32 protein-coding genes are annotated in these 22,057 nt (G+C 51.5%); 3 read left to right on the forward strand and 29 right to left on the reverse strand.

Annotated elements, in window-relative coordinates:
• Positions 1 to 1,097: 1,097 nt before the first annotated feature.
• Both RB216_RS29390 and RB216_RS29395 read left to right on the forward strand, forming a co-directional pair.
• A complete protein-coding gene (locus RB216_RS29390) occupies positions 1,098 to 1,268 on the forward strand; it encodes a hypothetical protein (protein ID WP_308908923.1) in 171 nt (56 codons plus the stop codon).
• A 325-nt stretch (positions 1,269 to 1,593) separates the two neighbouring features.
• Positions 1,594 to 1,881, forward strand: coding sequence for a hypothetical protein (locus RB216_RS29395; RefSeq protein ID WP_308908924.1), 288 nt, complete (start codon positions 1,594 to 1,596; stop codon positions 1,879 to 1,881).
• Between the two features lie 525 nt (positions 1,882 to 2,406).
• On the opposite strand, the gene RB216_RS29400 is transcribed toward RB216_RS29395, so the two are convergent.
• From RB216_RS29400 to RB216_RS29485, 18 genes are all read right to left on the reverse strand, one after another.
• Entirely contained in the window at positions 2,407 to 2,673 is a 267-nt protein-coding gene (locus RB216_RS29400; RefSeq protein WP_308908925.1) for a hypothetical protein, read from the reverse strand.
• A 1-nt stretch (position 2,674) separates the two neighbouring features.
• A complete protein-coding gene (locus RB216_RS29405) occupies positions 2,675 to 3,094 on the reverse strand; it encodes a hypothetical protein (protein ID WP_308908926.1) in 420 nt (139 codons plus the stop codon).
• An 8-nt stretch (positions 3,095 to 3,102) separates the two neighbouring features.
• The gene (locus tag RB216_RS29410) at positions 3,103 to 3,501 is read right to left on the reverse strand and encodes a hypothetical protein (protein ID WP_308908927.1); all 399 of its coding nucleotides are present in this window, start codon (positions 3,499 to 3,501) and stop codon (positions 3,103 to 3,105) included.
• Entirely contained in the window at positions 3,498 to 4,139 is a 642-nt protein-coding gene (locus tag RB216_RS29415) for a recombinase family protein (RefSeq protein ID WP_308908928.1), read from the reverse strand. The genes RB216_RS29410 and RB216_RS29415 overlap by 4 nt, the downstream gene beginning before the upstream one ends.
• On the reverse strand, positions 4,139 to 4,576 hold the full coding sequence (locus RB216_RS29420) for a hypothetical protein (RefSeq protein ID WP_308908929.1): 438 nt from the start codon (positions 4,574 to 4,576) through the stop codon (positions 4,139 to 4,141). The genes RB216_RS29415 and RB216_RS29420 overlap by 1 nt, the downstream gene beginning before the upstream one ends.
• A gap of 164 nt (positions 4,577 to 4,740) precedes the next feature.
• On the reverse strand, positions 4,741 to 4,953 hold the full coding sequence (locus tag RB216_RS29425) for a hypothetical protein (RefSeq protein ID WP_308908930.1): 213 nt from the start codon (positions 4,951 to 4,953) through the stop codon (positions 4,741 to 4,743).
• A gap of 14 nt (positions 4,954 to 4,967) precedes the next feature.
• The gene (locus RB216_RS29430; protein ID WP_308908931.1) at positions 4,968 to 5,174 is read right to left on the reverse strand and encodes a hypothetical protein; all 207 of its coding nucleotides are present in this window, start codon (positions 5,172 to 5,174) and stop codon (positions 4,968 to 4,970) included.
• A 418-nt stretch (positions 5,175 to 5,592) separates the two neighbouring features.
• A complete protein-coding gene (locus RB216_RS29435) occupies positions 5,593 to 5,904 on the reverse strand; it encodes a hypothetical protein (protein ID WP_308908932.1) in 312 nt (103 codons plus the stop codon).
• An 84-nt stretch (positions 5,905 to 5,988) separates the two neighbouring features.
• The gene (locus RB216_RS29440) at positions 5,989 to 6,354 is read right to left on the reverse strand and encodes a hypothetical protein (RefSeq protein ID WP_308908933.1); all 366 of its coding nucleotides are present in this window, start codon (positions 6,352 to 6,354) and stop codon (positions 5,989 to 5,991) included.
• 2 nt (positions 6,355 to 6,356) lie between these two features.
• The gene (locus tag RB216_RS29445) at positions 6,357 to 6,704 is read right to left on the reverse strand and encodes a hypothetical protein (protein WP_308908934.1); all 348 of its coding nucleotides are present in this window, start codon (positions 6,702 to 6,704) and stop codon (positions 6,357 to 6,359) included.
• A 22-nt stretch (positions 6,705 to 6,726) separates the two neighbouring features.
• Entirely contained in the window at positions 6,727 to 7,179 is a 453-nt protein-coding gene (locus RB216_RS29450) for a hypothetical protein (protein WP_308908935.1), read from the reverse strand.
• The gene (locus RB216_RS29455; protein ID WP_308908936.1) at positions 7,176 to 7,391 is read right to left on the reverse strand and encodes a hypothetical protein; all 216 of its coding nucleotides are present in this window, start codon (positions 7,389 to 7,391) and stop codon (positions 7,176 to 7,178) included. The genes RB216_RS29450 and RB216_RS29455 overlap by 4 nt, the downstream gene beginning before the upstream one ends.
• Before the next feature lie 21 nt (positions 7,392 to 7,412).
• Positions 7,413 to 7,832 (reverse strand): hypothetical protein, encoded by a 420-nt coding sequence (locus RB216_RS29460; RefSeq protein WP_170059040.1) that lies wholly within the window; start codon positions 7,830 to 7,832, stop codon positions 7,413 to 7,415.
• A 10-nt stretch (positions 7,833 to 7,842) separates the two neighbouring features.
• On the reverse strand, positions 7,843 to 8,370 hold the full coding sequence (locus RB216_RS29465; protein WP_308908937.1) for a hypothetical protein: 528 nt from the start codon (positions 8,368 to 8,370) through the stop codon (positions 7,843 to 7,845).
• Positions 8,371 to 8,436: 66 nt separating this feature from the next.
• Positions 8,437 to 8,724 carry a hypothetical protein gene (locus RB216_RS29470; RefSeq protein WP_308908938.1) on the reverse strand — a complete coding sequence of 96 codons (288 nt, stop codon included), beginning with the start codon at positions 8,722 to 8,724 and terminating at the stop codon, positions 8,437 to 8,439.
• Between the two features lie 296 nt (positions 8,725 to 9,020).
• Positions 9,021 to 9,305 (reverse strand): hypothetical protein, encoded by a 285-nt coding sequence (locus RB216_RS29475; protein WP_170059038.1) that lies wholly within the window; start codon positions 9,303 to 9,305, stop codon positions 9,021 to 9,023.
• Positions 9,306 to 9,447: 142 nt separating this feature from the next.
• Positions 9,448 to 10,419, reverse strand: coding sequence for a DNA-binding protein (locus RB216_RS29480; protein WP_308908939.1), 972 nt, complete (start codon positions 10,417 to 10,419; stop codon positions 9,448 to 9,450).
• A gap of 826 nt (positions 10,420 to 11,245) precedes the next feature.
• Entirely contained in the window at positions 11,246 to 12,001 is a 756-nt protein-coding gene (locus tag RB216_RS29485) for a hypothetical protein (RefSeq protein ID WP_308908940.1), read from the reverse strand.
• Positions 12,002 to 13,198: 1,197 nt separating this feature from the next.
• On the opposite strand from RB216_RS29485, the gene RB216_RS29490 reads away from it, so the two are divergent.
• The gene (locus RB216_RS29490) at positions 13,199 to 13,903 is read left to right on the forward strand and encodes a replication initiation protein (RefSeq protein ID WP_308908941.1); all 705 of its coding nucleotides are present in this window, start codon (positions 13,199 to 13,201) and stop codon (positions 13,901 to 13,903) included.
• A gap of 85 nt (positions 13,904 to 13,988) precedes the next feature.
• Here RB216_RS29490 and RB216_RS29495 read toward each other — a convergent pair whose 3' ends face one another.
• From RB216_RS29495 to RB216_RS29550, 11 genes are all read right to left on the reverse strand, one after another.
• Complete coding sequence (locus tag RB216_RS29495; RefSeq protein ID WP_170059035.1) at positions 13,989 to 14,237, reverse strand: hypothetical protein; 249 nt, start codon at positions 14,235 to 14,237, stop codon at positions 13,989 to 13,991.
• Between the two features lie 293 nt (positions 14,238 to 14,530).
• Positions 14,531 to 14,806 carry a plasmid replication protein RepB gene (locus RB216_RS29500; protein ID WP_170059034.1) on the reverse strand — a complete coding sequence of 92 codons (276 nt, stop codon included), beginning with the start codon at positions 14,804 to 14,806 and terminating at the stop codon, positions 14,531 to 14,533.
• A 516-nt stretch (positions 14,807 to 15,322) separates the two neighbouring features.
• Positions 15,323 to 15,616 (reverse strand): hypothetical protein, encoded by a 294-nt coding sequence (locus RB216_RS29510; protein WP_170059033.1) that lies wholly within the window; start codon positions 15,614 to 15,616, stop codon positions 15,323 to 15,325.
• Positions 15,617 to 15,723: 107 nt separating this feature from the next.
• Positions 15,724 to 16,038, reverse strand: coding sequence for a hypothetical protein (locus RB216_RS29515; protein WP_170059032.1), 315 nt, complete (start codon positions 16,036 to 16,038; stop codon positions 15,724 to 15,726).
• Entirely contained in the window at positions 16,038 to 16,787 is a 750-nt protein-coding gene (locus RB216_RS29520; protein WP_308908942.1) for a lytic transglycosylase domain-containing protein, read from the reverse strand. Before RB216_RS29520 ends, RB216_RS29515 begins: the two co-directional genes overlap by 1 nt.
• Positions 16,788 to 16,949: 162 nt before the next feature.
• On the reverse strand, positions 16,950 to 17,318 hold the full coding sequence (locus RB216_RS29525; RefSeq protein ID WP_308908943.1) for a hypothetical protein: 369 nt from the start codon (positions 17,316 to 17,318) through the stop codon (positions 16,950 to 16,952).
• Positions 17,299 to 18,726, reverse strand: a complete 1,428-nt coding sequence (locus RB216_RS29530) for a TrbI/VirB10 family protein (protein WP_308908944.1) — start codon at positions 18,724 to 18,726, stop codon at positions 17,299 to 17,301. The genes RB216_RS29525 and RB216_RS29530 overlap by 20 nt, the downstream gene beginning before the upstream one ends.
• 9 nt (positions 18,727 to 18,735) lie before the next feature.
• Positions 18,736 to 19,578, reverse strand: a complete 843-nt coding sequence (locus RB216_RS29535) for a TrbG/VirB9 family P-type conjugative transfer protein (RefSeq protein ID WP_170059029.1) — start codon at positions 19,576 to 19,578, stop codon at positions 18,736 to 18,738.
• 2 nt (positions 19,579 to 19,580) lie between these two features.
• Complete coding sequence (locus tag RB216_RS29540) at positions 19,581 to 20,360, reverse strand: hypothetical protein (protein WP_308908945.1); 780 nt, start codon at positions 20,358 to 20,360, stop codon at positions 19,581 to 19,583.
• A 13-nt stretch (positions 20,361 to 20,373) separates the two neighbouring features.
• On the reverse strand, positions 20,374 to 21,567 hold the full coding sequence (locus RB216_RS29545; protein WP_308908946.1) for a type IV secretion system protein: 1,194 nt from the start codon (positions 21,565 to 21,567) through the stop codon (positions 20,374 to 20,376).
• Positions 21,567 to 22,055, reverse strand: a complete 489-nt coding sequence (locus RB216_RS29550; RefSeq protein ID WP_308908947.1) for a hypothetical protein — start codon at positions 22,053 to 22,055, stop codon at positions 21,567 to 21,569. The genes RB216_RS29545 and RB216_RS29550 overlap by 1 nt, the downstream gene beginning before the upstream one ends.
• Positions 22,056 to 22,057: the final 2 nt, after the last annotated feature.

The following is a 22,057-nucleotide window of genomic DNA, read 5'->3' on the forward strand; positions in this document are numbered from 1 at the left end:
GGGGAGGTCATTTTTCGGCTGCTCCGGCCACAAAGAAGCTGCATACTGACCTTCCCTGACAAGACGGCGAACCCGATCTAACGTCGCCAGGAAGACCAAGGCTAAAACAGAAGCGATAGCGATACATAGGTCTAGGTGATCTTGCACCCCCTACTCCAGGCTTTTTTTGTGCCCTTACATTTTGTGGTTAGGCTCTCTTGCATATATGCCATTTTGAGATAGGATGTCCCGTCTACTTTAAGACGCATGTTGACTGAAACGCTCTCCTACTAAACTTTACAAGGATATAATACCATGTCTGGTATTGAACTCGATTTTCCAAGCTGTTCCACCTCTCTGTGGATTTTTGCTCCTGACGTTCTTGCAGACTACGCGATGTGCCAAATCTGCTTACGCCTCGGCTTACAAGGATTACCTTAAAGCTCACGCGTGAGGCAATGTTCATGTTCCACTCAAAGTATGTTTGCTGCTAATCCCTGTTGCATCCGAAAAAAAAGTCCTCGCTTCGTATGATAAGCAATATCTTTATGTCATTCGCACTCTTGACGATGGACTCTAAAGTATTCCGATTCTATGCTCCGACGCTGAACTGCGTTTTGTAGACGCTGTTAAAATTGTCGAAACAGCATCAACAAATGTCGACTCTAGATCTTCAAGATCATTATTGATCTGATTTAGCGTTGATAACGACGAGATAGCTTTTGCTATCTCGTTTTTTTTTGCCTAAAAATTTTAGCTTTTTAAACTATACTAATGATGCAGCATTAAGGGCCATAGGCTGCTAAGCCTAAAACCAAACCTTTTACCCCCCCCACCCCCAAAACAAAAGCAGGTGTGGTGGGGGGTGGGGGGGGTGGGGGTTTGGGTTCCACCCAACCCACAAGGTGGGGGGGGGGACTCATATGCCAACTAATATACTGTTGCTAAACGAAGATCTACCTGAAGATTGCTATGTACATTGAATGCTCCTGTGTGTGGCAAACCTGCCAGACAATCAGATTGGGAAAACTAACACTCTATGGTGCAATCAATGCACACTGGTCCATCAACTGGCGGTCACTGTGGCTTCAATGATGGATCATGCGACGATGACAGTTATGGAAATTCAAGTAGTTCAATTTGAATCTGCTGGCACTTACCATCAGGCAAATGAATATAACGAAGCATGGTCTTTAATGGACGAAGAAAACTACCGTCGCGAAATTTGCGAACGGCTGGATTTGAACTTCGATGCATTGGAGATTGATTCAGACGGCATTCCCTTCTGATCCAACTAACCATTAAGGTATTCTATGTTTATTAGAATAATGCTTTTGCTGAATCTAATCATGCTTGCTATTGCACTAAACCTGCATGACGCAGTTTGGATTGGCATATCAGCATTTGGCCTTATTGCTTCGATTGTAGGAATTGTACTGGAGTCGAAGCCTCAAAAATTGTTAGTAGTTAACGACTAGTTAACTCAACACCAACGAAAGGAACCCTCGGGTTCCTTTCTTTTTGCCTGTTGTTTTTATCTGAGCTAAGATTGCTGTGCAGCGTTAAGGGCGCACGGCTGCTTAAACGCCCTACATCAACCACTAAGGAGTTTTCATGAGTCAACATATCTTTGAGCAAAAAAGCACCATCGACGGGGATACATATCGCGTACAGATGGGGTGGGACAAACCGTTACAACGGTTTTACTGCGTAATGTGGGTTTTGCCTGAAGTGGATGAAGCTATCTATTCGAACGTATACGACAGTACACCTAACCAGACGCTGTGGTATCTCGAAAAGCAGGTATTGGAGTATGGCTTGACCATACCTGATGGCATGCTGCTCGAAATCATCCAGGATGAGCGGGATAATGTCGTAAACAAAACCAAGCACTGGGGCTAATAGCCTGAGTGTCAGCGAGGGGCCTATATGGCCCCTCGTTTTTTTTGTGCCGCTGGCAGCCAGGGGTGCCCCCTGGACGGCAGACCAAAGCCACACCAAGGGCGCGGCCCTTGTCAACGCGCTGGGGTCGCCCAGACCTCGGGTGCGCGGGGTGGTGAAGCTACCCCACACACCCAGGCCAAGACTGGGGGTCACTGCGCACCGTCAAGCAGAATGCGCCTGCGGCGGTCCTGCGGACGCGGAACCCACCTTCGGCGGGGCCCCCGCCATTCAACTTGACCGCGCTTCGTTAAACGGCCTACAGCACGTCGAGCTGGGACAGGGTAGGGTGACTGGTCGCCCAGGCCGGGGCCAGCCAGCAAGCCAGCGGCGCGCTAGGCACCTGATAGCATTTTTCGGTGGCCAGCTGCGGCACCAGGTTGCGTATTGATAGCAAAACACGACCTGGGCGCAGATCCAGGACAGTGAAAGTGATAGCAAAAACCCCGGCCGGCGCCGGCGCTCGATCGGCATTTTGATAGCATTCTAGAAATCAAATAATTCCAGCTCTATGCCTCGCGTAGCCACGATCTGGAGGAACTGTGCCTCGGGCAACCAACAGTCTTCCTCATCCCGCTTACGGGTTGATCCTTCAAATAACCAGCTATCGGAATGCGCGTTATAAGTTGGATGTTTCCCGTAGATATCAAGCCTGTCATCCGGGCCCAGCTCCGCTAGAACATAACGATCACCGTCCAGGGGCTCTGCACTTGTGAGGAATTCAGGAATCATGTGGATCGTTGTTATATCCATGTCAATACCTGTCACGGCGAAGGTACAAGGTGCCGTAGCCAATCAAAAGAATTGCGAAAGACACGCCATAATGTGTAGACGTTCTTCCCCACCACCGGATATCGAAGCACATATCAATCGGGCCAATGCAGCCGATTTGATTTAATGCAGGACTAAAGGACATTACGAACGTCGAGAGGGCTAAGGGCAAGACATTGGTAACGGTAAGAGGCCAATTACCGGACACTTGCGACCAAAGTCCTAAACCAAGCAAAAAGACAGTTAAGGTAAGTCCGACCACCAACGTAAGTGCCGCCGTTACATCTACACCGAGGGAATCACCTAAGCCTCTAAGCGCGGCGTAAGTCATAAGTGCCGCCAGAACGGCCACGACGATCATGAAACGCACGTCAGGCCCTTTGCTCCCATCATAGTTTCCCATGAATCACCTCACTCAATGTTTGATTCGAGAATTGTGCCATCTGGCCTTACCGCGACCATGCCCCTGCCATCCAGACGCTTGAATGTCCAACGCTCATCAAATGATTTACCTGACACCGGAACAATGAACACTTTGTGCGAGCCAGCAGTAACCTTAATAGATCCACACGGCTGTTTCTCGTTCGGCTGGCAATCATAGCCGTAGGCTTTGGCACGTTGGCCGTTCGCTAGTGTTAAACCCATTCCTGGGGGAATATATGTAGCGCTATTTCTTGAACTAGAGTTACTAGGAAGGACTTTCTTAACCTGACCTACGGCATTCGTAATATCACTTAAACTAAAGTCAGCGTTTGCGTTGAACGCCGGTAGCAGCAAACAACCGAACAGCGCAATTGATTTGATGTTCATTCAGAGTTCCTTTCATTTCGATCTTTTATTGATTTCTTGACTCGATACACCGTCGCCACACCACAAGATGCCAGCTTGGCGATTTCATCTACTGACGCGGTAGGCAGTTTAATAAGCAAACGCTCTACTGACTGCCAAAGCTGGACGTTCTTCTGTTTACCTGGAGGCGTCCAAGCGGGATCTTGAGCCCGCTTGTTTGCCATCCCCTGACGTATACGCTCAACACGCTTTTCTTGATCGAGGCGTGCCATGGTGGATGTGAGGTCAATCAACATATCGTTGATAACGGTCATGATTTGGCCGGTGACACTGGTGTCGGCCTGTAGGTGAGTTGTGGGGAGGTCGACCACAATCAACCGGAGCTGTTTTTCTGCCAGGATCTGCTTGAGGCGCGACCAGTCGCTCTGGCTGAGCCTTGAGAGGCGGTCAATGGATTCTACCAGCAGGATGTCCCCAGGATCCGCCACGGCTAGTAGCCCCATCAGCTGCGGTCGCTGGAGCTTTGTTCCCGATATGTTCTCGCTGTAAACACCGGCCACCTGGAAACCGCTATTACTAGCAAACTCCAATACCTGTGCCTTAGCCCTATCGGCGTCTTGGTCTTTGGTCGAAGCTCTCAAGTAGATGTGCGCTTTCATCATTCTGTTCTGACGCTACACAAAGCCTTCACGCTGAGATAACCCGTCACGATGACCGGAATCACCCAAACAGCCCCACGTACTGCAACCGCCTGCAATTGCGCAAAGAAATCTGCAAGCTTCGATTCAAAAGGTGCCGGGTCCATGTTTGAGAATCCGGCAAAGAAAATCAAAGCTAGGCCAAATGCATACAGCGACATTGACATTGCAGCAGCCATTCTGTTTGACCGGGCCGTCTTGGATGCAAGTAAGATTCCTACCGAAATAGCGCAACCGACGAAGTAGTATGTCAATGCGAAACTAGTGACACCTGCGATATTTAGACCGAACTGGAAGATGCTCACCAGTCCCGATGATGCCTGCACAACGCCGAAACAAAAGAGGCCGAGTAAGACCACCAGTGGCAGGTACGAGGTTGATTTTGCGGATGCGGGCATGGGCTGGTCCGTCCTGTGCGTGTATGCCTATCAGATAGGTCTGTTAGAGGTAGAGCTAGGATAATCTATCTTTTACCTATGCGTCACTGACAAACTGATAGAACCATGTACCGTTTATCAGTGCAATCGTATAGCTATAGGTAACTGATAGGACCTACATTCGCTCACACGCCGAAGTTGAATTCCGCCTCGGTCATGTACCCGAGGTAGGTGCAGGCCAGCAGCGTAGCGGTGGGTGAAACCTTCGCAGCCTGCTTGGCTTCAAGAATGTCTCTATGCGCCACACGCTCGGCCTTCAAACCGCAGTAAGCAGATGAATATGTGGCTCGATTGTCGCGAACGTCGAAGAATGAAAAGCAGTAGTAATGTAGCGACATGGGTTCGTCTCCCGTCATTGAGTGGGTTGTTTTTGGGCAAGCCAAAGCGTAGCCATTTCTTCGCGAATTCGACGCAGATCCCGTGCCGCCCAATCTTTCGACAGTTGGGGATCACTCAGTATGTCAAAACAACCAGTCTTGGTTTCCATTCGTACATACCAATGCTCGACCCCTTCAATTTCTCTCGATGCCAGGTGCGGTACAAATGCAACATGCGCCATCGGTTTGCCCTCCTGGTACTACACTGCCAATCGCAACTCAGCGACTAGACTTCAGCGAATCAATGGAGATATACCCCCCCAAGATACATGACACAATTCCAGCTATACCCCTGAAAAAAACTTGCTCTATATCCAAACCGCTATTGAACAAAACAGCCGACCCCAAAAGCCCTACACCAATCAATAAGAAAAACAGTCCGATAATTTTCATTTAGCCACCTGGGGGAGTGGAAGCACAGGGCACGTTACTTCGTACTTCTTATAGCGCTCCTGGGCATCCTCCGCGCCTTTGAGGGTGGTAAGCACCCCTAACCACGTTCCGGCCGCCATACCGACACCAAAAGCTAATACAGCCACCATGGGCCAAGGCATTCCCAACAACCCGTTTTGAGATTTCATTGGAATCACTCCTTGATGTTTACTTCTTCAAAATGATCGAGCCGAGTTCGTCACATACAATCCAGACAAAACGAACTAAGTGGTACAACAGGTACGCTGCGACCAGTCCGATTGCCCCCCACAGCCAAAAGCCGCCGAGACTATCCGGCCCTACATAAGTCTTCATCCCGCAGCCGTCTACGAGACTGCAATCGTTCCAGCTGAAGGGAAGGACTTGCAAGAAACTTGCAACAGCACTGAGCAGCCATCCCAAGCCGCCGACAGCAATTAATACCAGTACAACCGCACTCAGCCCGAGAGCGGAGCGGAAGAAAAATGCATTGGCTTTCATAATAGTTTCCGTCCTACTAACGTCGATCATTGGGAGCTACCTGAAGCCTTAATATAGGATCATTGATCCTATATGTAAAGCAATTTACTGCACGATCCATCGCAAAGGGGCAGGGATGCTTAGTGTTGCGTCAACCTTAGCTGTAGCGTCGTTAAGAGCGCTTATCAGGGCAGGGGAACCAACTTCAGCGGCGCAACCTTCAAATGTTTTGGGCCTGGATGATTGCCCTGCTGCACTATCTTTAATCAGCCCCCCTTGGCACGCATCGCGATAACGCTTGACGATAGCAGCACTGTCCGGTGTTTTTGAGGCCCATTGTTGGATCGCCGCTTCACGCGCTTTCCCGTAATTGGAACTAATCATATACAGTTGCACAGCCATTACGGCTGGAACTATGAAAACCAACCCCAGCACCACTAGAAATATCCGCTTAAAAGTAAACTTTTGCATAATCATGTCTCATGGTTATTGGTGAGAAAGCGGACGTAGAGTTCTTCTAGCGTAAGTTCTTTATTTTTAACTATAAATTTCATTGCGCAATCAACAAACTCGCCGTCAATAATTACAGGTTCAGTTCTCAGAAAACCGCCTGTTATATGGCTGGTATTTGATGCCTTACCATTGGCGCAATGGATACCGAGTTTAGGTGTCTCAACCTGTTGCACCGTGGAATCGTCGGCTTTTACGGATGCACGGTAAGTGACGATAATCACCAACTGTACAACTACTACCACCAACAGCAGACCCACCGCTAGCAGAAGTAATTTCCCATCTATTTTCTTTTTTATATTAACCGCCATAAAGCCTCCTTTCGATAGCAGCCTATTTAGGCTCACACACTGTCGCGCCTACCATCCACCCGTTCGGGGCCGGGGCTCCAGGGGGAGCTGGAACCATGCTGAACACACACGAATGCCCGCCAGGGGCAGTCGCAGTGACATTGGCTGACGCTGAGGTTTCATGATGCACCTTCACTGCTACAGAGTCTGGCTTGACCTCGTAGAACTGCGACATAAGGCTGATAGCGACAGCCTCCGGCCCTGGCCTATCCAGCTCTCCACTGGCCTGCACCTTGGCGCAAGTTGCAGCAACATCCAGCGCGCCGGTGTCTCGCAGTTCATTGAAAACCTTCACCGCTTCAGGATCTTTTTTGAAATATCCTTTACAGAGTTTTACCGCGTCGATAGTACGGATAGGTGCTGTCGATAACTCAAAAGATGATGCAATAGCTTGCGACGACGCCAGTAGTAATGCAGCAACAATTAGCTTTTTCATTTGGAGAGATTCCTTTCAGCAACAATGCGACGTTCACAGATAATATCTGCCAATTTATCCTGGGCGCGTTCTGCGACAAGTTCCCAATCTGAGCCAGTAGCGAAGGTGTCGCCACCCATTAGCAACTCAATAACCCGCAACTCTCTAAGACTCAACATCACAGGCACTTCTAAATCAAGATCCGCTTCTTTGTATTCAGAATATCCGGCCATTTCCAACCCCTCTTACCCGGCTTAGCGCAGGATTCCCAGTACAGGAATAATATCTTGTGGTACTCGCCCAGTTAGAACAAGAAAACGTCTCCAGACGCCGTATGGCGTCTTCTTGCTGCCATCTTTGAACGCACGAATTCGGCGGTCATTTCCGCTCCCATGGATGCCAAGGAGAACTGCCAACTTTGCATCTGTGCCGTACTCAGTGAACAGGTTTTGAAAATGTCGAAAGTACGCTTTCACAATTTCAGGTGCCGGGGCCTCCCAGCCTTCATTTTCACGCAACAAATGATCACGCGGGAAAAGGCTTTCATCTACTAAGTCCTGAGAGGGATAGCGCGTAGCTGTGAGGTTATTTTTCAACTGGGCAATAGCATCAGCTATGGCCTGTTGGAAAATAACGTCTTGCTGATCCTTTATACTGGGCAAGTCGATTTTCATTCGTTCTCCTTTAGCCTTCTTTGACGAACGCTTTATAATGGTTATGGCTGTCACCAGTTCCGCCGTGTTCCAAGGGAACAAGTACATTCAACATAGTCACGGTTCCATCAGGGCAAGCCCGACGATTCATAGTGGCGACTCCATCCTGTTCAACTTTCCCATGGTAGATACATTGTTCGCCCTGAAGCTCTTTGAATGACAGTCTGTCACCTGGGCGCGGACTGTCGTTCTTGTTTAGCATCACCACGTCAATGCTCTTGATTGCCGCCAAGTAATTTGGAAAATCTGAAACAGCATTTGCGGAAACTGCCGATAGCGTCGGCTGTTCTTTAAACATTTGCCAATTTAACCACCCGGCCCCAGCGAGATAGATAGCGAAGATCCCAAATGTAAATTTTGCACGCGCCTTAGGGAAAGTTTTAAAAATCCAAACCATGACTAACGCGATTAGTACCAGCATTAAAACTGTTACAGCGGTCGATATCGGATTTTCTTTTGCATGGCTGGTTACGCCGACAATATCTACTACTGGAATCATTTTTGAAGCTCCATCCATTGATTTGATTTAGCCGGTAGAGCCTGGGGGGCCTTATGGCCCCCTTGCTCACCGTGGCGACAGCTCGATACGTCGAACGTCTGAAACACGGATATTGACTAAACTTAACGTCCCGTTTGCCATCCTTTCCCAGTAGCCTTGCTGGTGAATATGCACCAGCGCGTAGAAAAGGTAGTCCGGCAAAAGGATATCAGTGCGGTGTACCTGGATCCCGATGTTCTCGGGGTTGAACTTTCGTTCTGGTTCACCGCATCGACTCGCTGAGCCCCGCCTAACAAGCCAGAAATGCGCCTCTGGAAAGTGTGTGCGGATAGTCGCAACCTCTGAAAGTCTCATCCCGTTCTCCGTGATGGCAACGACTAGCCTTCTCAGAAACGAGTGGCTCTCTGCGTGCCACCAACAAGAGACATTATAGGATCATTGATCCTGTTTGCATAGCATTATTTAGGATCAAAAGTCCTAATTTTTTCGGATGAATGCTATCAAAGGAGGGACCGCGGCCGGAGCTGGCCAACGGAAAATGCTATCGAATTCGAAAAGGGTAGGGGAGCTGTGCCCCCCAGGTGACGCAAGAATGACAGCAATTCAGGCGAGTCAGGATCCGTCCTGCAGGACGAATTGCTATCATTTACTTACTCGAAAAGGTCTTTTTGGCCTGCCACTTCGGCCACCTGGATACAGAGCGGGGCCAACTGCTGTAACAGTGATTGCGACCGGCGCAGATTCTCCCGCAAGCGCCTGTTTTCCTCGCGCTCATCTGCAAGCTGATCGGTCAATTTATCCAGCTGGACGATGCCTGCCAGAAAAGCCTTGTTCGCCGTGGCTTCGCCGGTGATGCGCTTGGCAATATGAATCAGCGCGTAAGGCGTGCTGCGAAGGGTAAGGGTAGTGGTGCTATCTGGATCTGCGTCTTTCATAAGCTCACCTTTGCTATCATTAACAACCTCGATCACACTGACCGGATGCAGTTATGATAGCAAAACCACCAAGAGAATGCTATCAATTTGTGACCTGGCATTGCACCTGGTCACAGTATTTTGATAGCAATTAAGCCAGCCCCTATGGCTTTACTTCCTTTGCGCCGGGTTTCGCCCTGGGTGTTTTGGCCGGTGGTTTTTCCGCCGCTGGCTTCGCTGCTGCGGCCTCAAGCGCTTTTATTCTCGCCAATGCCGCCTGCTCGCGGCCATTCGCCGTAGCCTCCGCTGCATTCGCCAACTTCAGTTCGCCGCGTACCGTCTTCAGCTCTTGCTTGATCTGCTCCAGTTCATCGCCACGACTTTTGCTCACAGCCTCTGACTGTGAGAACGATGCGGATAGAGCGCGTAACTCGGTGCGCAAGTCCTGGCACACGGCGGCATCTTCCAAGTGTTGCTTTTCCATCTGAGCGACAGCGCCGGTCGCCTGGGCTTCCCGCTCACGCGCCATCTGTTCTAACCGACGCTGTTCCTCTAGCTGCCCCTGGAGCAACTTCACCTGGGCCACGGCGTTAGCTGCTGCCTCTTTAGCCGACTTCTCAACAGATGCCAGTCGCTCGCGCAGCTGAGCCAGCTCCACGGCCTGTTCCTGCTTAGAAGCCTGGATCTGTCCGAGTTGTTGTTTCAGCGAGTCGCAAGCTTCCTGGGCGCTATCTAGCTGTTGCTCCAGGTCGTCAACCGTCTCCGTGGCGTCCGCAAGCTCACGCTCGGCCTGCTCCCGCTGTTCACCAGCGGCGCGCACCACGTCAGCAACGCGGCGTTCGCTCGCCTTAACGGCACGATCATTGATATCCACGGCCATTGCACCCAGGCGAGCTACAAGCGCCTCTGTGGCGCGGGAAAGCTCCTGCGCCACCTCGACCGGCAGTTCGGCCATTGGCTCCGCTTCTGCAATTGTTTGGCTCGATAGATGCTCGTCCCAAACCTGCTTCAGCCGGTTAGCGTTCCCGCCCCCAACCTTTTGACGCAGCGCGAACCCGGTAATGGATCGACCAGCGCTCTGAAGCGCCTGACCGGCCTCGATGATCTGTTCTGGAGTGAAATCGACAGGACGCATGGCAAACCTCCGCAAATGAGGCCAAATTATAGCGCATCCGAAACAAACAAACAAACAAACAAACAAAGAAACTAACAAACAAACTATAAGATGTATTGATAGCAATAATTCGCCCTGGATCTGCTGCAGGACGCCGGATTTAGGGACGATTGATAGCATTCGCAAGGAATCCCGCTCTATTTGCCTACGGCCTCGGGGGTTCGGTGGCTTGTAGCTCTTTCAGATTGCGGCCATACTACTGTTTCGATGTACAGTATTTGGTGTGTTATGAGTCGCACATTGCCGCCGTTCCGCCCTGTAACCGTTACCGAGCTTCGCCAGATCTGGTCAGAGCATCCCAGCAACGACATACGGCGCCTAACGCTTGAGGTTGAGCATTACCGCCGCCTGTTCGCGGAGGTCGACCAACTGTGCAAAACCGTCCATAAGGCGTGGTTAGAGGAAATGGGCAGTAACCTGGTTGCGCTTCATTTGTTGAAACAGGTCCTGTATTCGGAGCGTGAGCGCGTGCAGTGCTGTAAGAGCGAAGCGCGGTCAAGCTGAATGGCGGGGGCCCCGCCGAAGGTGGGTTCCGCGTCCGCAGGACCGCCGCAGGCGCATTCTGCTTGACGGTGCGCAGTGACCCCCAGTCTTGGCCTGGGTGTGTGGGGTAGCTTCACCACCCCGCGCACCCGAGGTCTGGGCGACCCCAGCGCGTTGACAAGGGCCGCGCCCTTGGTGTGGCTTTGGTCTGCCGTCCAGGGGGCACCCCTGGCTGCCAGCGGCACAAAACAGCACGCGCTACGTTGAAATCTGGAGGATCGGCGGCCACCAACGGTGGCAGATTTCAATCCAGACGCTGACCCGCTTGAACTTGACGGCTAAATTCAGTGGCCCGACTTGCTGAAACGCCGGCAAGTTTTGCCAGCAAGGCACTGGAAATGAGCCCCGCCAAATGCTGGTACCGGGCCAGTTTTGAAACCCGTTGGTACGGTACTGCACCCAAAAACTTTTGCCGTTGCTCAACTATGGCAAAGGGCACACCTACTGCACGGCTGATCTTCGCAGCTGACATTGTGCCGAACAGTGATTCGTAGCCGAGCCACGGACCTACATAGTTTTTGATCCGCTGTTGTGCTGGTTCTTTTGGCAATGCTTCCGCAGGCTCACGGCCTAAAGCTTCACGCCAATTTCTAACCGTTGTGCGCGAAACCCCAGCGAGGTTTGCAACCTCGTCGTCATGCACAAGCCCAAGGAGGGTTTTATATGGCCGCAACGGATGGTTTGCCGGAAACCTCCTGGGCTTGGGTGCCGCTTCAGGTCCTGGCTTGGCCTTGACCCCTAAACGCTTTCGATATTGTCCAACGCTATATGCCGATACACCGCATAGCCGCGCTACCGTCCTGGTTGACTCGATCCCCAGCAAATGCCGGTACGGCTCGATAGCCTTATCAACGCTCCAGGCGGGATAGCCGAAAAGCTGACGCCGGTAGCGGATCCTGCTTTTGGTTGTGCCCACAAGTTGAGCCAAATCCTCATCTTTCATGCTTCCCAATTTGCAGTCGAACCACCTGGGGATGCCTATATTTTTCCAATCAGCCATACAATCCTGAACCTAAAAGGGGAAAGATTCCGGCTATTTCAACAACCTCAAGTTCACCAGCGAAAATTGCCGTGAAACCCCCGTATTCATTGGGGATTGTCGGTGTTTTTTCGAACTGAAAACCGCTGAAAAGGGGAAAGATTCCGGCACTCTCGATACGTTATTTTCTTGCTGCTGTGACCCCCTAAAGGGGGAGGGATTCCGGCTATGGTCGCACACGGCCACGGTTTTTCCCCGCGCTTCGCCTGAGAAACCCGCTCGCTAGACGCCTTGCACGCAAGGAGCGTCTAGCCCTGCCCGACGCCTGGGATTTATCCCTAAAGCCGCTGTGCGCTGCGCTGAGAGCCTTACAGGCAGCATGCGATGCCTTTGCGGACCCTCTCCACTGATAACCCGCTTCTGATATTCGCTTCACCTGGTTACGAAAGCCCCGCGCGCACACGCGCCCGGTATCGCGGTCGGCCAGCTTCATCGGCCGAGCGTGATGAATCCGGGTCTTGGCGCCCCGTAGGGGTCGAGGCGCTTGCGCCGAGAGGGCGGCCGGAACGGCCGGGCCGCTTAGACGGGGTGTTAGTTACATCGAGAGAGCGCATCCCAGGTAAAGAGTCTCCCGAAGGGGCATACCTGCTTTTGCTTTGCTGTTGATTTGCTGTTTCCGATTCTGTGGGTGTACGTGGTTTCCCAGGCGACACACAAAGGTAGAGAGAGGCCGGAACGGCCAGCATCTTCAAGATGGGCATGGATGCCCATCGACAGGCCGCCGAAGGCGGGGCGAGCCATGGATGGCGAGGGTAGGCGGACGCACTGCCGAAATTTTGTCCTGCGCCGATTTTTTGCGCGCTGCGCGTGTTTTAGATCTTGTTTTAAAGAAGGTTTTTTCTTTTCTTTTATTTACTTGTTTTACCCCTGTGGATTGATTGCGTAACTATATGATTTACAAGGGTTTTATTTGATTATTTTTCCACATTTGGGGAGGGATTCCGGCAATCCGGGGAGGGATTCCGGCTGCTATCAGGGAAGGATTCCGGCTATTGAAAGGGAGGGATTCCGGCAAGACAGGGAAGGATTCCGGCTATTATCCCTTACTTATCAACGGGTTACGCACAGCTTTTCCACATTCCTGCAAGGGGGAAAGGGGTGTTGACGCTCTCCCCTTTCCCCCTTATGGTGTCTGCGAATGCATACAGGAGTGGCGACGTGGCTAATGTGCCTGAAGTTGATAGGAACCGGGTCTACCAGTCGAACAAGCTAATCGAGTCGTCTTACACGCTGACGCTTCAAGAAAAGCGTTTGGTGCTGCTTGCGGCATCGCTTATTGACTCGAAAAAGGAAGCCCCAAAAGACGGCCTTGTGCGGGTGACAGCAGACGCTTTTGCATCGGTCTTTGGTGTAGAGGTTCGTCACGCTTATGGCATTCTTGCCGAAGCCGTAGAGCGCTTGTGGGCCCGAGAAATCAAACGCTACGAGCGCAGCAAAGAAGTGGAGGCCATGCGCTGGATCTACAAAAAAGAGTACCTGGAAGGCGAAGGGTGCGTTGAGATTGGATTCTCTCCGACTGTCCTGCCGCACCTGACTCTGTTGAACCGCGAGTTCACCGGCTACACGCTGAGACACATCAGCCAGTTGAATACCTTCTACGCCTTCCGGCTCTACGAGCTGACAGCGCAACACAAAAAGTTTGGGGAACGCGAGTTTGAACTACCTCGTCTGCGCGAGCTGCTACAGCTCGAAAAGAAGTACCCAAACGTCAAAGACCTACGCAAATACGTCCTCGATCCGTGCATAAGCGAGATCAACCAGCATACGGACCTGAATCTGTCCCTGGAGCCTAAGCGCAAGGGACGTAGCATCGCGGGGTTCAAGATCTACATCGAGCAAAGTGCCCAGCTTCCGTTGATCTGAACCACTGCGCGACAACAAGCCTCGCCCTGGATCAGAGCGGGGCTTTTTTTGGGCGCACGGAAAGGATAAAAGGGAAGGATTCCGGCTAACCGGCCATGCCGCTGCCAAAACAGGTCGGGCACCGTGCAACCGGCGTTTCTCCGTCGAAGTCGTCAGGATCCTCACCGGGATGAATACCGTTACCCTCGCACACGGCACAGACGCCACTGAGCGCACACAACTCGATGCCCAAGCTCTCAAGCGTTCCGTCAAGCTCGCGGTCATCCACACTCTCGGCCAGTAGCCGACCGATTGCAGCGATTCGAATCAATCGTTCTTTCAAGGCATGATCCATGCTGGCTTTTCCTGCTTTAAAGGGGAAGGATTCCGGCTATCACAGCTCGTCGAAACGCCATGCAGGAGAACACCGATGCATAGCGGACACTCCCTAAAGAGGGAAGGATTCCGGCTATAAACTTGGCGTGGAGCGCCAAAGGGGGAAGGATTCCGGCTAAGCATTGATAGCAAAAGCGGCCTCGATCGCCGGCGCGGCCGGGGGCTTTTGATAGCAAACATCAAAAGCCAACACCATAAAATGCAATCATTTTCAACCTGGCCAACCTGGTCCCGGGCCGGGTTTTGATAGCATTATGCGCGGCTGCGCTGAGTGTCCTCATGCTCGAAATTCTCCGGCAAACTGAGCTGGACATTGCGAAACCCAAGGCGGTGAGCATCCATAATGGCGGCATTCAACCGGATGTAGACCTTTACTTCAGTTTTGGCGGCAACGGTAACGGTGACAGACTCGCCGTTGACCTTATGGATTATGAGCGTCCATGACCCCTGTTCAGGGCAATACTGCTCGATGGTCGCACCGCTTAATACACCGGCACTGAAAAGCTCTTTCAACATCTTCAGACGCACGTTCTGTCCTTATTCTTTACCGCTACTGTGCGGGTTGCTACGGGCTAGCCTACGGCTCGCTTCGGGGAGTACCAGAGCCACACCAAGGGCGCGGCCCTTGTCAACGCGCTGGGGTCGCCCAGACCTCGGGTGCGCGGGGTGGTGAAGCTACCCCACACACCCAGGCCAAGACTGGGGGTCACTTCGCGCCGTCAAGGGGCCGAGTCCTCGCCCTTCGGGCTGCGGGCCGCACCAACCCCTTGACCGCTCTACGTGACGCACACGGCATTACTCGGCGGCGGGCTTGGGTTCGTACACCCGAAGGACAAGACGGCCACTGACAGCGAGGTTAGGCGTCAACTCGACGTTGATCCCCTTCCCGTCTGCTGTAGGGAATGCGGCCCCTACCTTTGTCCAGGACGTTCTTTTTTCTTCGCCCTGCATGTACTCATGCGCGATCAGAGCGTCATAACGAACTTTCTTAGTATCACTAGCCATTTTTACACCTCATTTATCAGTTATTAGATGTAGCGGTAATTATTCGCCTATGAACCGCTCGTCAACAGCGGCACAGAAAGCGGTCTTATCTTCAGCGTCGTGAAGTCGGGCTAATACCGAATTCAGAACCTGAACATCTGTAGCGTCTGGATTATCCAGCTTTTCAATTTCATCGAACTTACGCTCAATAAGATCAAGCAATGTCGCAAGCTCGATCACGTTGCCCAGCCGCATCGAATTGCCCAGCTTTGCAGAGCTACCCAATTGCAATGGCGTACCTAGCCAAATTGGGCTGCTTTGTTTGAGCCATAGGGCTTCTTCATCTGTCAGCATGTAAGCTCCTGATCGCTCTAAAATAGGTGCCGGATGCCCCGGCCAGCTCACCACTAAGCAGGTGACGCAACTGCTAGGCATAATCTGCGAGCAGTCCATTGCAAAATTCACTCGCCGTACATCTCTTTGGCTCGTTTTGAACCTTCGTCCAACGCACGGTTTTTATCGTCTTCGTTTGAAGTGAAGTTCGGAGCGTCAACACAATACGTTTTCATCTTGTGTTTCTTGCGGTAAATCATCGGAGGTTGCCAGCACTTCTGATAGACCTTCGGACAATCGCCCTGCGTGAAACCCGTTGTTGCACACATTGTGTAAGCGCCGCGCATATCGTTCTTGTCGTTCCAGTTAAAGTCAAACTCACTGGAGTTTGCCGATACAGAAACACATGACAGTAGCAGGCCAAAAACTGCGATCAGTTTCATTAGTTCTTAGCCTCCAACTGTGCAACGCCTGCCATGATTTTGCTGACGTAGTTTTCTGTTTCCGCGAATGGCGGGATGCCGTTGTACTTATCAACCGCACCTGGGCCAGCGTTGTACGCCGCAAGGGCATAATCGACACGTCCGTACTTTTCTAGCAGCATTGCAAAGTATTGAGTGCCGCCTTTAATGTTTTCTTCCGGGTCGAATGGGTCAACATTCAATTCAGCCGCGGTGGCAGGCATTAACTGCATAAGCCCGCTCGCGCCTTTCTTGCTGACAATATTCGGGTCAAACTTTGATTCAGCCTTAATGATTTGCTGAACCAGCAGCGGGCTCAAGTTTTGTTTCTTGGAGTAAATATCAATCAGGTCTGCATACGGCTGACCGTCTAACTTTACGGGTGCGTATGTAGCCGTACCGCTTACCTCCGGCGAAGTAAGCAACTTCGGCGGCTGCTCGGTGGGGGGTTTCGCCTTAAAGGCGTCCAACATGGCCTGCTTCTGATCGGCTGACCACGCCTGAGGCCGTTCCTTTCCCCATGCAGACTGCATAGCCGGTGCCGATTGCGTCCCGCCTGTCTCCACTGGCTGGACCTGGGCACGCGATTTCCCGGCCTCGGGAAACAGGTACTCGTAGAGTTCCTGTTCCTCAGGGGCAGTTGGCTCAGCCGCTTGGGCCTGGGCGAATAAGCCCAGGGCCATTGCAGCCACCGCCAGACCTTTACTTAGTCGGGGCTGGAAGTACGGCATAGTTTTTCTGCTCCGGCTCGTTATCGGCGCTTACAGGGCGTGTCAAATCGCGATAGACCACATTGCGACTGCTCAGACTGAAAAACTCACCCGATCCAGAAACTTGCGTCGTGTTGCAACCACTAACGACCGCAACGACCGCACAAAGCAATAGGAAACGCTTCATGATTTCTTCTCCGAAAAACTAATCAACTTATGATTGCGATCAACGACAATCCAATTGTCGTTACCAATCAAAATTTGGATTGCGTCCATTACAGGCATTGTCCGGTGGACTCGGGCAATAGCAGGTACACGACTATTTACAATGCTAATTGCATCGCTTGGTGCCGGGTACGCCACTACTACGTTATAGCCGGTAGGCTCTAACAGATAACGAATTGCCTCACCCACGGTTTGCACGTCTTCGGGGTAAACCGTTCGAACCCATACCGCCAATGGGTCAAGGGGGATTGGCTTTTCATCTTTTGCGAAAGCTAGAGCGGGCAACATCACCGCAATCAGCAGCGCTTTAATCAACGTATTTAGCATAAAGATCCTTATACGGTTCGATGTACATTTCTTGTTCTGTGACAATTTGAAAGCTTTGTCCAGGACGGATAGTTTGAGTTGGAACAATGTTCAGGTACTTTTCGGCCAACGGAGCGAACTGGCTACGCGAGTTCTCGCCTACGTCGCCTGCAAAGCTACTTTCATCATCACCAGTACCTGTACGGCTGGATCTGGAACCAATCAAGGCGTAGGCCGCTACACCCAGGAATTGAGGAATTAAGTGGTAGTCGGTCTGATCTTCGATTGCTCCAACGCCTTCACGATCCCCAACCGATGCTGTAGAAAAATCAATCGAGTTGCCGTTAGGCAAAACACCCTCTTTTACAAGGAACCCTACGCGGTTAGATATTGCCTCGTTGACGTTGCGAGTTCTCACCATCTTGATATTGAATTCCATGCCTTTAGGGAATATCACGTACTGGCGGGTAGTGTCGTAAACATCACGATTGGCTATCGCTTTAAGCGAAGTACCGGTGTAATCGGAAATGCCCTTTTTCATCAGCGTTGTCAGAATTTCAGTTCCAGGCGGAACCTTAATTTTGCCTTCACTATCGGCGTCGTATTTGTTCTTCCTCGGGTAGCCGACAACATTAGCCGGGGCCTTGCTCTGCTGTGGAGCTGCTGGCATGTTCAATGTAGGCATGGGCGACGCAGAATTAGCCATTGGCCGTCCTGCGGCCTCCGGCAAGCCTGCTGCACCGTTCTGCTGAAGGGACAGGCGCAGCTTCTGCGCTTCGGCTATCCGGCGTTTCACTTCGGCGCGACGATCTTCCAGGCTGGCATTCTCATCCAGGGGACGGTTCATATGCGCTATCTGGTCCTGGATGTTTGCAGGGGTGCCCTGAGCGGCAACCATGGGCGCTGGAGCGCCTGGAACACCCATACCCCCCCCTTGCCCCCCCTTCCCTACCGTGGGCAGCTTCCAGGGCTTATTGGCGGCTCCCAAGGCCCTAAGTTCTTCTTTGGCCTTCCACTGTCGAACAGCCTTAGATTCGGGCGATTCATCTGGATCGGAATCACTGGAAGCACGACGCTCATCCGCTCCCCGGCGTCCGTTGCGCTCAGGCGGCACGCCATTGCCGATCTTGTTGAACTGCTCGTTGATGTCCCCTGCCCCGCTCTCAGAGGGCAAAACCCGGCCCGTGCGGTTTTTCGCCAGTTCGTTGAACTGTGCTTGGCGATCAGCGGCGGCTGGTGGCTCGGTAGTCGTTACCTCGTCGACCTTCGGCGGCGCTTTGCGCTCCTGCATTTTGTTCCAGACGTTCAGAACGACCATGCCCAGGAGAATGAAAAACACAACACCAATTGCCATCCCCAAATAAGCTTGCATCTTCTTCTTGTGGGTCGAAGGTTCTTCGATGATTCGCGGAGCGGATTCCTGTGTCATAGCCCCTCCTTAAAACTCGCCAAGAGTTTTACTGTCTTTACGCTCGATGCTCATTTCCGATTCATCCATTTTCAAATTGAAACTTGGATAAATCCCCGAAATAACATACATGCCGTAAGCATCATCGTATTTAGTAGGAACAACGGCGGTTTTACCACCTACCACTGTTTCAACAGACATAAGACCGCGATTTGGCTTATCCAGGCGGATATAAGTAAAGCGCCCATCGTCATAAACATCTGTTACAAGGCCCTTGGCTTCAAAGCCTTTGCCCTGGTTCCAGGTGTAGCCGGTGTAAACGTGATAGCGGAAACGGCGCAAAGCTTCGTAAACCGCTTTTTGGGTTTGAGCTTTGGACTCTTGTTGTTGACGCACAAGTTGCTGTTGCAGCATCTGCACCTGCTGACCAGACGCCGCAGCACCACGCGCAATATTGGATGACTGGCTATTGAGCGCATCACGGGCTCCAGGGGTGAAGAACATCCCATCAGCGACGATCTTTACGCACACATCGTTTTGCGCACCTGACGCACGATTTGCCACAACATCGTAAGAACTGCCATCCGTAGTCCAAATACGAATAATGCCGGACTTACCTTGTTCCGTATCGCTGTTAGGCTTAATCATCACTTGATTAGCCGCCCCTTCCGCGTTCCACAACTCGGAACTGGAGACTGGCGGAATCAGATTATCGGCGGGCAGCTCAACCCGCGTACCTAAGTACAGTGCGCTATTGATCTGAAGTACAGAGTCAGGTTTCCAGTGAATGACGCGGCAACTTGCAGCTTGCGCAGACACACCCGCAGTAACGAGCAAGACACCAACCGCCGCTTTAGTAAAAATATTGTTCATGTTCAATTAGCCTCTTCGCGCTCGTTACCGGCTGGATCGTCGATTACATCCGCCTTAATGATTTCAATCCCTACTGGGTTAGCCCGGAGCCACTCCTTGGATTTCTTGCTCAACTCTTTTTTGGTGAGGAAGTGCCACTCACCCCGCCAAATTTTCTGTTTCATGCCATCTTTAACGAGAATGCCGCTAGGGCTTTTCGTGATTTCGGTAAAGTAGACGTTGGATTTAAACATTTCACCCGGCACTTTATCTTTGCCGAAAACAGCGGGCAAACTGTCGTAGTGATTAGGGAAACCCCATTTGATTTCAACGCGGTTTACGCTATTACCATTCGCCTGAATATCTGCCGCTTTCTGTACAGCGTTGAAGCCGCCTTTCTGCGTACTTAGGAAGTCGTTATACATAGGCTGCGACATGAACACGCCAGCGACACCATAATCTTTCTTAATCGTTTCTGGCTGGACACCGTAACGCGAAGAAAGATAGCGCTCCAACGCACTATCTACAGACGCTTTATAGAAAGTTGGTTGATCCCCAGGCGCGAAATTCTCGACAGTGGAATTTCCATCTGCACCCATTTTGATCCAGATAAGCTCCTTCGTGTTCATTGCCGCATCGAAGGCTCTTTTGTTGCTCCACCCCTGATACACATCAACCAGCAATAAGCAGAGAGCAAAGAGCCACAGTTTATTGTTAACAACTAGCCACGCGGCTTTCTCGGCGGGCACCTTGCTATTTTTATCGGCTTGTTTCTGTTCAGTCTCATCTAAAACGACGCTCATGCTCGTTCGCTCCTTACTTCATGAATTTTCTAACAGCCATGCTCGCCGCTGTACCTAAGCCACCGCTGAGATTGCCAAGTCCGCCCGCGAGCGCTGAAGCGAACGCGAAGGACGACAGAACGAAAAGGATTGCAACAAGCAGCATGGCGGATGCATCCACCAGCAAATACATCTGGTCAACGCCGATATTTACTGCTGTTGGCTCACCGGCGAAACCTCCGCCAGTGTACTTAACGCCAAGCGAGCCAATAATTGATTTAACCGCAATTGCAGCAACAACCATTGTGGCTTTTAGGACGATGAGTAGAAAACCAAATCCAGTAAAAAATTTGAACCAGCCATCAAATAGGCTTCTCGTCGCCGGAAGCAGCAGACAGGGAATAAACACAAACCCGACAACTTTCCCCACCGCATAACCAAAGTCAGCCCACATAGCCGCCAGATAAGCTACAGAATCCAACAAGATGCCAGCAGCGGTCCAGGAACCAACATACATTACAAGTTTGAAAGAGTCCCATATACTTAAATCTTCAACTACAACCGCTGCGAAAACTTTATGCATCCACTGCGACAGAAAGAAGTTATCAGTATTGCCAACGAGCTGTTCCTGGTAGCCATTAGAGATACCGACCGCAATCCCCCAAATACCCTCAGTAAACCCGTCATACGATCCCATAATCATAAAGGTTATGAAAAACATACAAACAGCAATCAAATGTGATTCGGTTTGATTACCCTGCCAGATGAATTTACAAACCTCAATCACACCTAGAATAAATGCGAATGCCGCGAATATCATCCAGGCAAAACGCGAAACAGGATTATCAGCGCCATTCATGATCCCGGAAACAAACTCTTTTAAGTCTCCGGCGAATATTCCGCGCATTGAACCCGATAGTGCTGCATCTGCTGTTTGCATGAACATCAACGGGGCCAAAAATACGGCCAGCATGCATAAAGCCATCGCGATGACTTGGCGCTTCTGGCGGCTCATAAGGCCCACTTGGTAGACGTGAGCAATAGGCTTTGCGTCGACCAATGAATAGAGGTTCGTGGCTGGGTTATAGGTGTACTGGGCCGCTGGAGCATCCTGGAGCGCCTGGACCTGTAAGCGTCGTTGTTTGCGGTGCATGCGCAGCACCACAAGCCCGCTCAGTGAGAACACTGTGCCCAGGGCCATCAGCGCAGTTATCAGCATGGGAGACATTACTTGGCCCCGCCTTTGCCCAGCGGGCAGCGACGAACGTAGTTCAAGGTTTTAGCGCCGTCCTTGCACTCAATGAACCATGGATCGCCTTGCGTTTGGCGTGCGCCCAGGATGTTAGTTTGCAACCACCATCCTTCATTGAGAATGCTCACGCGGTCAACCGCACCGGCCTTTTTGCTCGCCTGGAAGTACGTGCCTTTCGGGGCCTTGTCGTATTCTTTTTTCAACGACAACAACTTTCCTTCAGCCTGGGCCTTACTGAAGCCTTTGTAATTTTTCTCTGCATACAAAGTGCCACGGGACGGGGTATCGCTGTTGATCTTCACATAAGCCGCGTGTACACAATCTTCCTGCTCGCCTACCGTTTTAAAGCCCTTTGCTTTGCAAGCTTTTGTAGCCGCTTGTAGCTCCTGAAGACGGGCAGCATCCGGCGCAGCGTAAACAACGCCAGAAAGAAGGGCCAATGCAAGAACGATAACAGTCTTCATAA

It is taken from the genome of Pseudomonas canadensis (genome assembly GCF_030980095.1).
GTDB classification, from domain to species: Bacteria; Pseudomonadota; Gammaproteobacteria; order Pseudomonadales; family Pseudomonadaceae; genus Aquipseudomonas; species Aquipseudomonas canadensis.

Bases quoted from the DNA above. Each gene is read 5' to 3' on its own strand.
- RB216_RS29545 (WP_308908946.1), bottom strand. From the start codon at position 21,567: ATGTCTCCCATGCTGATAACTGCGCTGATGGCCCTGGGCACAGTGTTC.
- RB216_RS29440 (WP_308908933.1), bottom strand. From the start codon at position 6,354: ATGCAAAAGTTTACTTTTAAGCGGATATTTCTAGTGGTGCTGGGGTTG.
- RB216_RS29530 (WP_308908944.1), bottom strand. From the start codon at position 18,726: ATGACACAGGAATCCGCTCCGCGAATCATCGAAGAACCTTCGACCCAC.
- RB216_RS29400 (WP_308908925.1), bottom strand. From the start codon at position 2,673: ATGGATATAACAACGATCCACATGATTCCTGAATTCCTCACAAGTGCA.
- RB216_RS29495 (WP_170059035.1), bottom strand. From the start codon at position 14,237: ATGGATCATGCCTTGAAAGAACGATTGATTCGAATCGCTGCAATCGGT.
- RB216_RS29470 (WP_308908938.1), bottom strand. From the start codon at position 8,724: ATGAGACTTTCAGAGGTTGCGACTATCCGCACACACTTTCCAGAGGCG.
- RB216_RS29415 (WP_308908928.1), bottom strand. From the start codon at position 4,139: ATGAAAGCGCACATCTACTTGAGAGCTTCGACCAAAGACCAAGACGCC.
- RB216_RS29420 (WP_308908929.1), bottom strand. From the start codon at position 4,576: ATGCCCGCATCCGCAAAATCAACCTCGTACCTGCCACTGGTGGTCTTA.
- RB216_RS29520 (WP_308908942.1), bottom strand. From the start codon at position 16,787: ATGCCGTACTTCCAGCCCCGACTAAGTAAAGGTCTGGCGGTGGCTGCA.
- RB216_RS29475 (WP_170059038.1), bottom strand. From the start codon at position 9,305: ATGAAAGACGCAGATCCAGATAGCACCACTACCCTTACCCTTCGCAGC.
- RB216_RS29395 (WP_308908924.1), top strand. From the start codon at position 1,594: ATGAGTCAACATATCTTTGAGCAAAAAAGCACCATCGACGGGGATACA.
- RB216_RS29480 (WP_308908939.1), bottom strand. From the start codon at position 10,419: ATGCGTCCTGTCGATTTCACTCCAGAACAGATCATCGAGGCCGGTCAG.
- RB216_RS29465 (WP_308908937.1), bottom strand. From the start codon at position 8,370: ATGATTCCAGTAGTAGATATTGTCGGCGTAACCAGCCATGCAAAAGAA.
- RB216_RS29445 (WP_308908934.1), bottom strand. From the start codon at position 6,704: ATGGCGGTTAATATAAAAAAGAAAATAGATGGGAAATTACTTCTGCTA.
- RB216_RS29550 (WP_308908947.1), bottom strand. From the start codon at position 22,055: ATGAAGACTGTTATCGTTCTTGCATTGGCCCTTCTTTCTGGCGTTGTT.
- RB216_RS29510 (WP_170059033.1), bottom strand. From the start codon at position 15,616: ATGCTGACAGATGAAGAAGCCCTATGGCTCAAACAAAGCAGCCCAATT.
- RB216_RS29535 (WP_170059029.1), bottom strand. From the start codon at position 19,578: ATGAACAATATTTTTACTAAAGCGGCGGTTGGTGTCTTGCTCGTTACT.
- RB216_RS29410 (WP_308908927.1), bottom strand. From the start codon at position 3,501: ATGAACATCAAATCAATTGCGCTGTTCGGTTGTTTGCTGCTACCGGCG.
- RB216_RS29515 (WP_170059032.1), bottom strand. From the start codon at position 16,038: ATGAAACTGATCGCAGTTTTTGGCCTGCTACTGTCATGTGTTTCTGTA.
- RB216_RS29450 (WP_308908935.1), bottom strand. From the start codon at position 7,179: ATGAAAAAGCTAATTGTTGCTGCATTACTACTGGCGTCGTCGCAAGCT.
- RB216_RS29455 (WP_308908936.1), bottom strand. From the start codon at position 7,391: ATGGCCGGATATTCTGAATACAAAGAAGCGGATCTTGATTTAGAAGTG.
- RB216_RS29405 (WP_308908926.1), bottom strand. From the start codon at position 3,094: ATGGGAAACTATGATGGGAGCAAAGGGCCTGACGTGCGTTTCATGATC.
- RB216_RS29525 (WP_308908943.1), bottom strand. From the start codon at position 17,318: ATGCTAAATACGTTGATTAAAGCGCTGCTGATTGCGGTGATGTTGCCC.
- RB216_RS29435 (WP_308908932.1), bottom strand. From the start codon at position 5,904: ATGAAAGCCAATGCATTTTTCTTCCGCTCCGCTCTCGGGCTGAGTGCG.
- RB216_RS29460 (WP_170059040.1), bottom strand. From the start codon at position 7,832: ATGAAAATCGACTTGCCCAGTATAAAGGATCAGCAAGACGTTATTTTC.
- RB216_RS29430 (WP_308908931.1), bottom strand. From the start codon at position 5,174: ATGGCGCATGTTGCATTTGTACCGCACCTGGCATCGAGAGAAATTGAA.
- RB216_RS29485 (WP_308908940.1), bottom strand. From the start codon at position 12,001: ATGGCTGATTGGAAAAATATAGGCATCCCCAGGTGGTTCGACTGCAAA.
- RB216_RS29540 (WP_308908945.1), bottom strand. From the start codon at position 20,360: ATGAGCGTCGTTTTAGATGAGACTGAACAGAAACAAGCCGATAAAAAT.
- RB216_RS29390 (WP_308908923.1), top strand. From the start codon at position 1,098: ATGGAAATTCAAGTAGTTCAATTTGAATCTGCTGGCACTTACCATCAG.
- RB216_RS29425 (WP_308908930.1), bottom strand. From the start codon at position 4,953: ATGTCGCTACATTACTACTGCTTTTCATTCTTCGACGTTCGCGACAAT.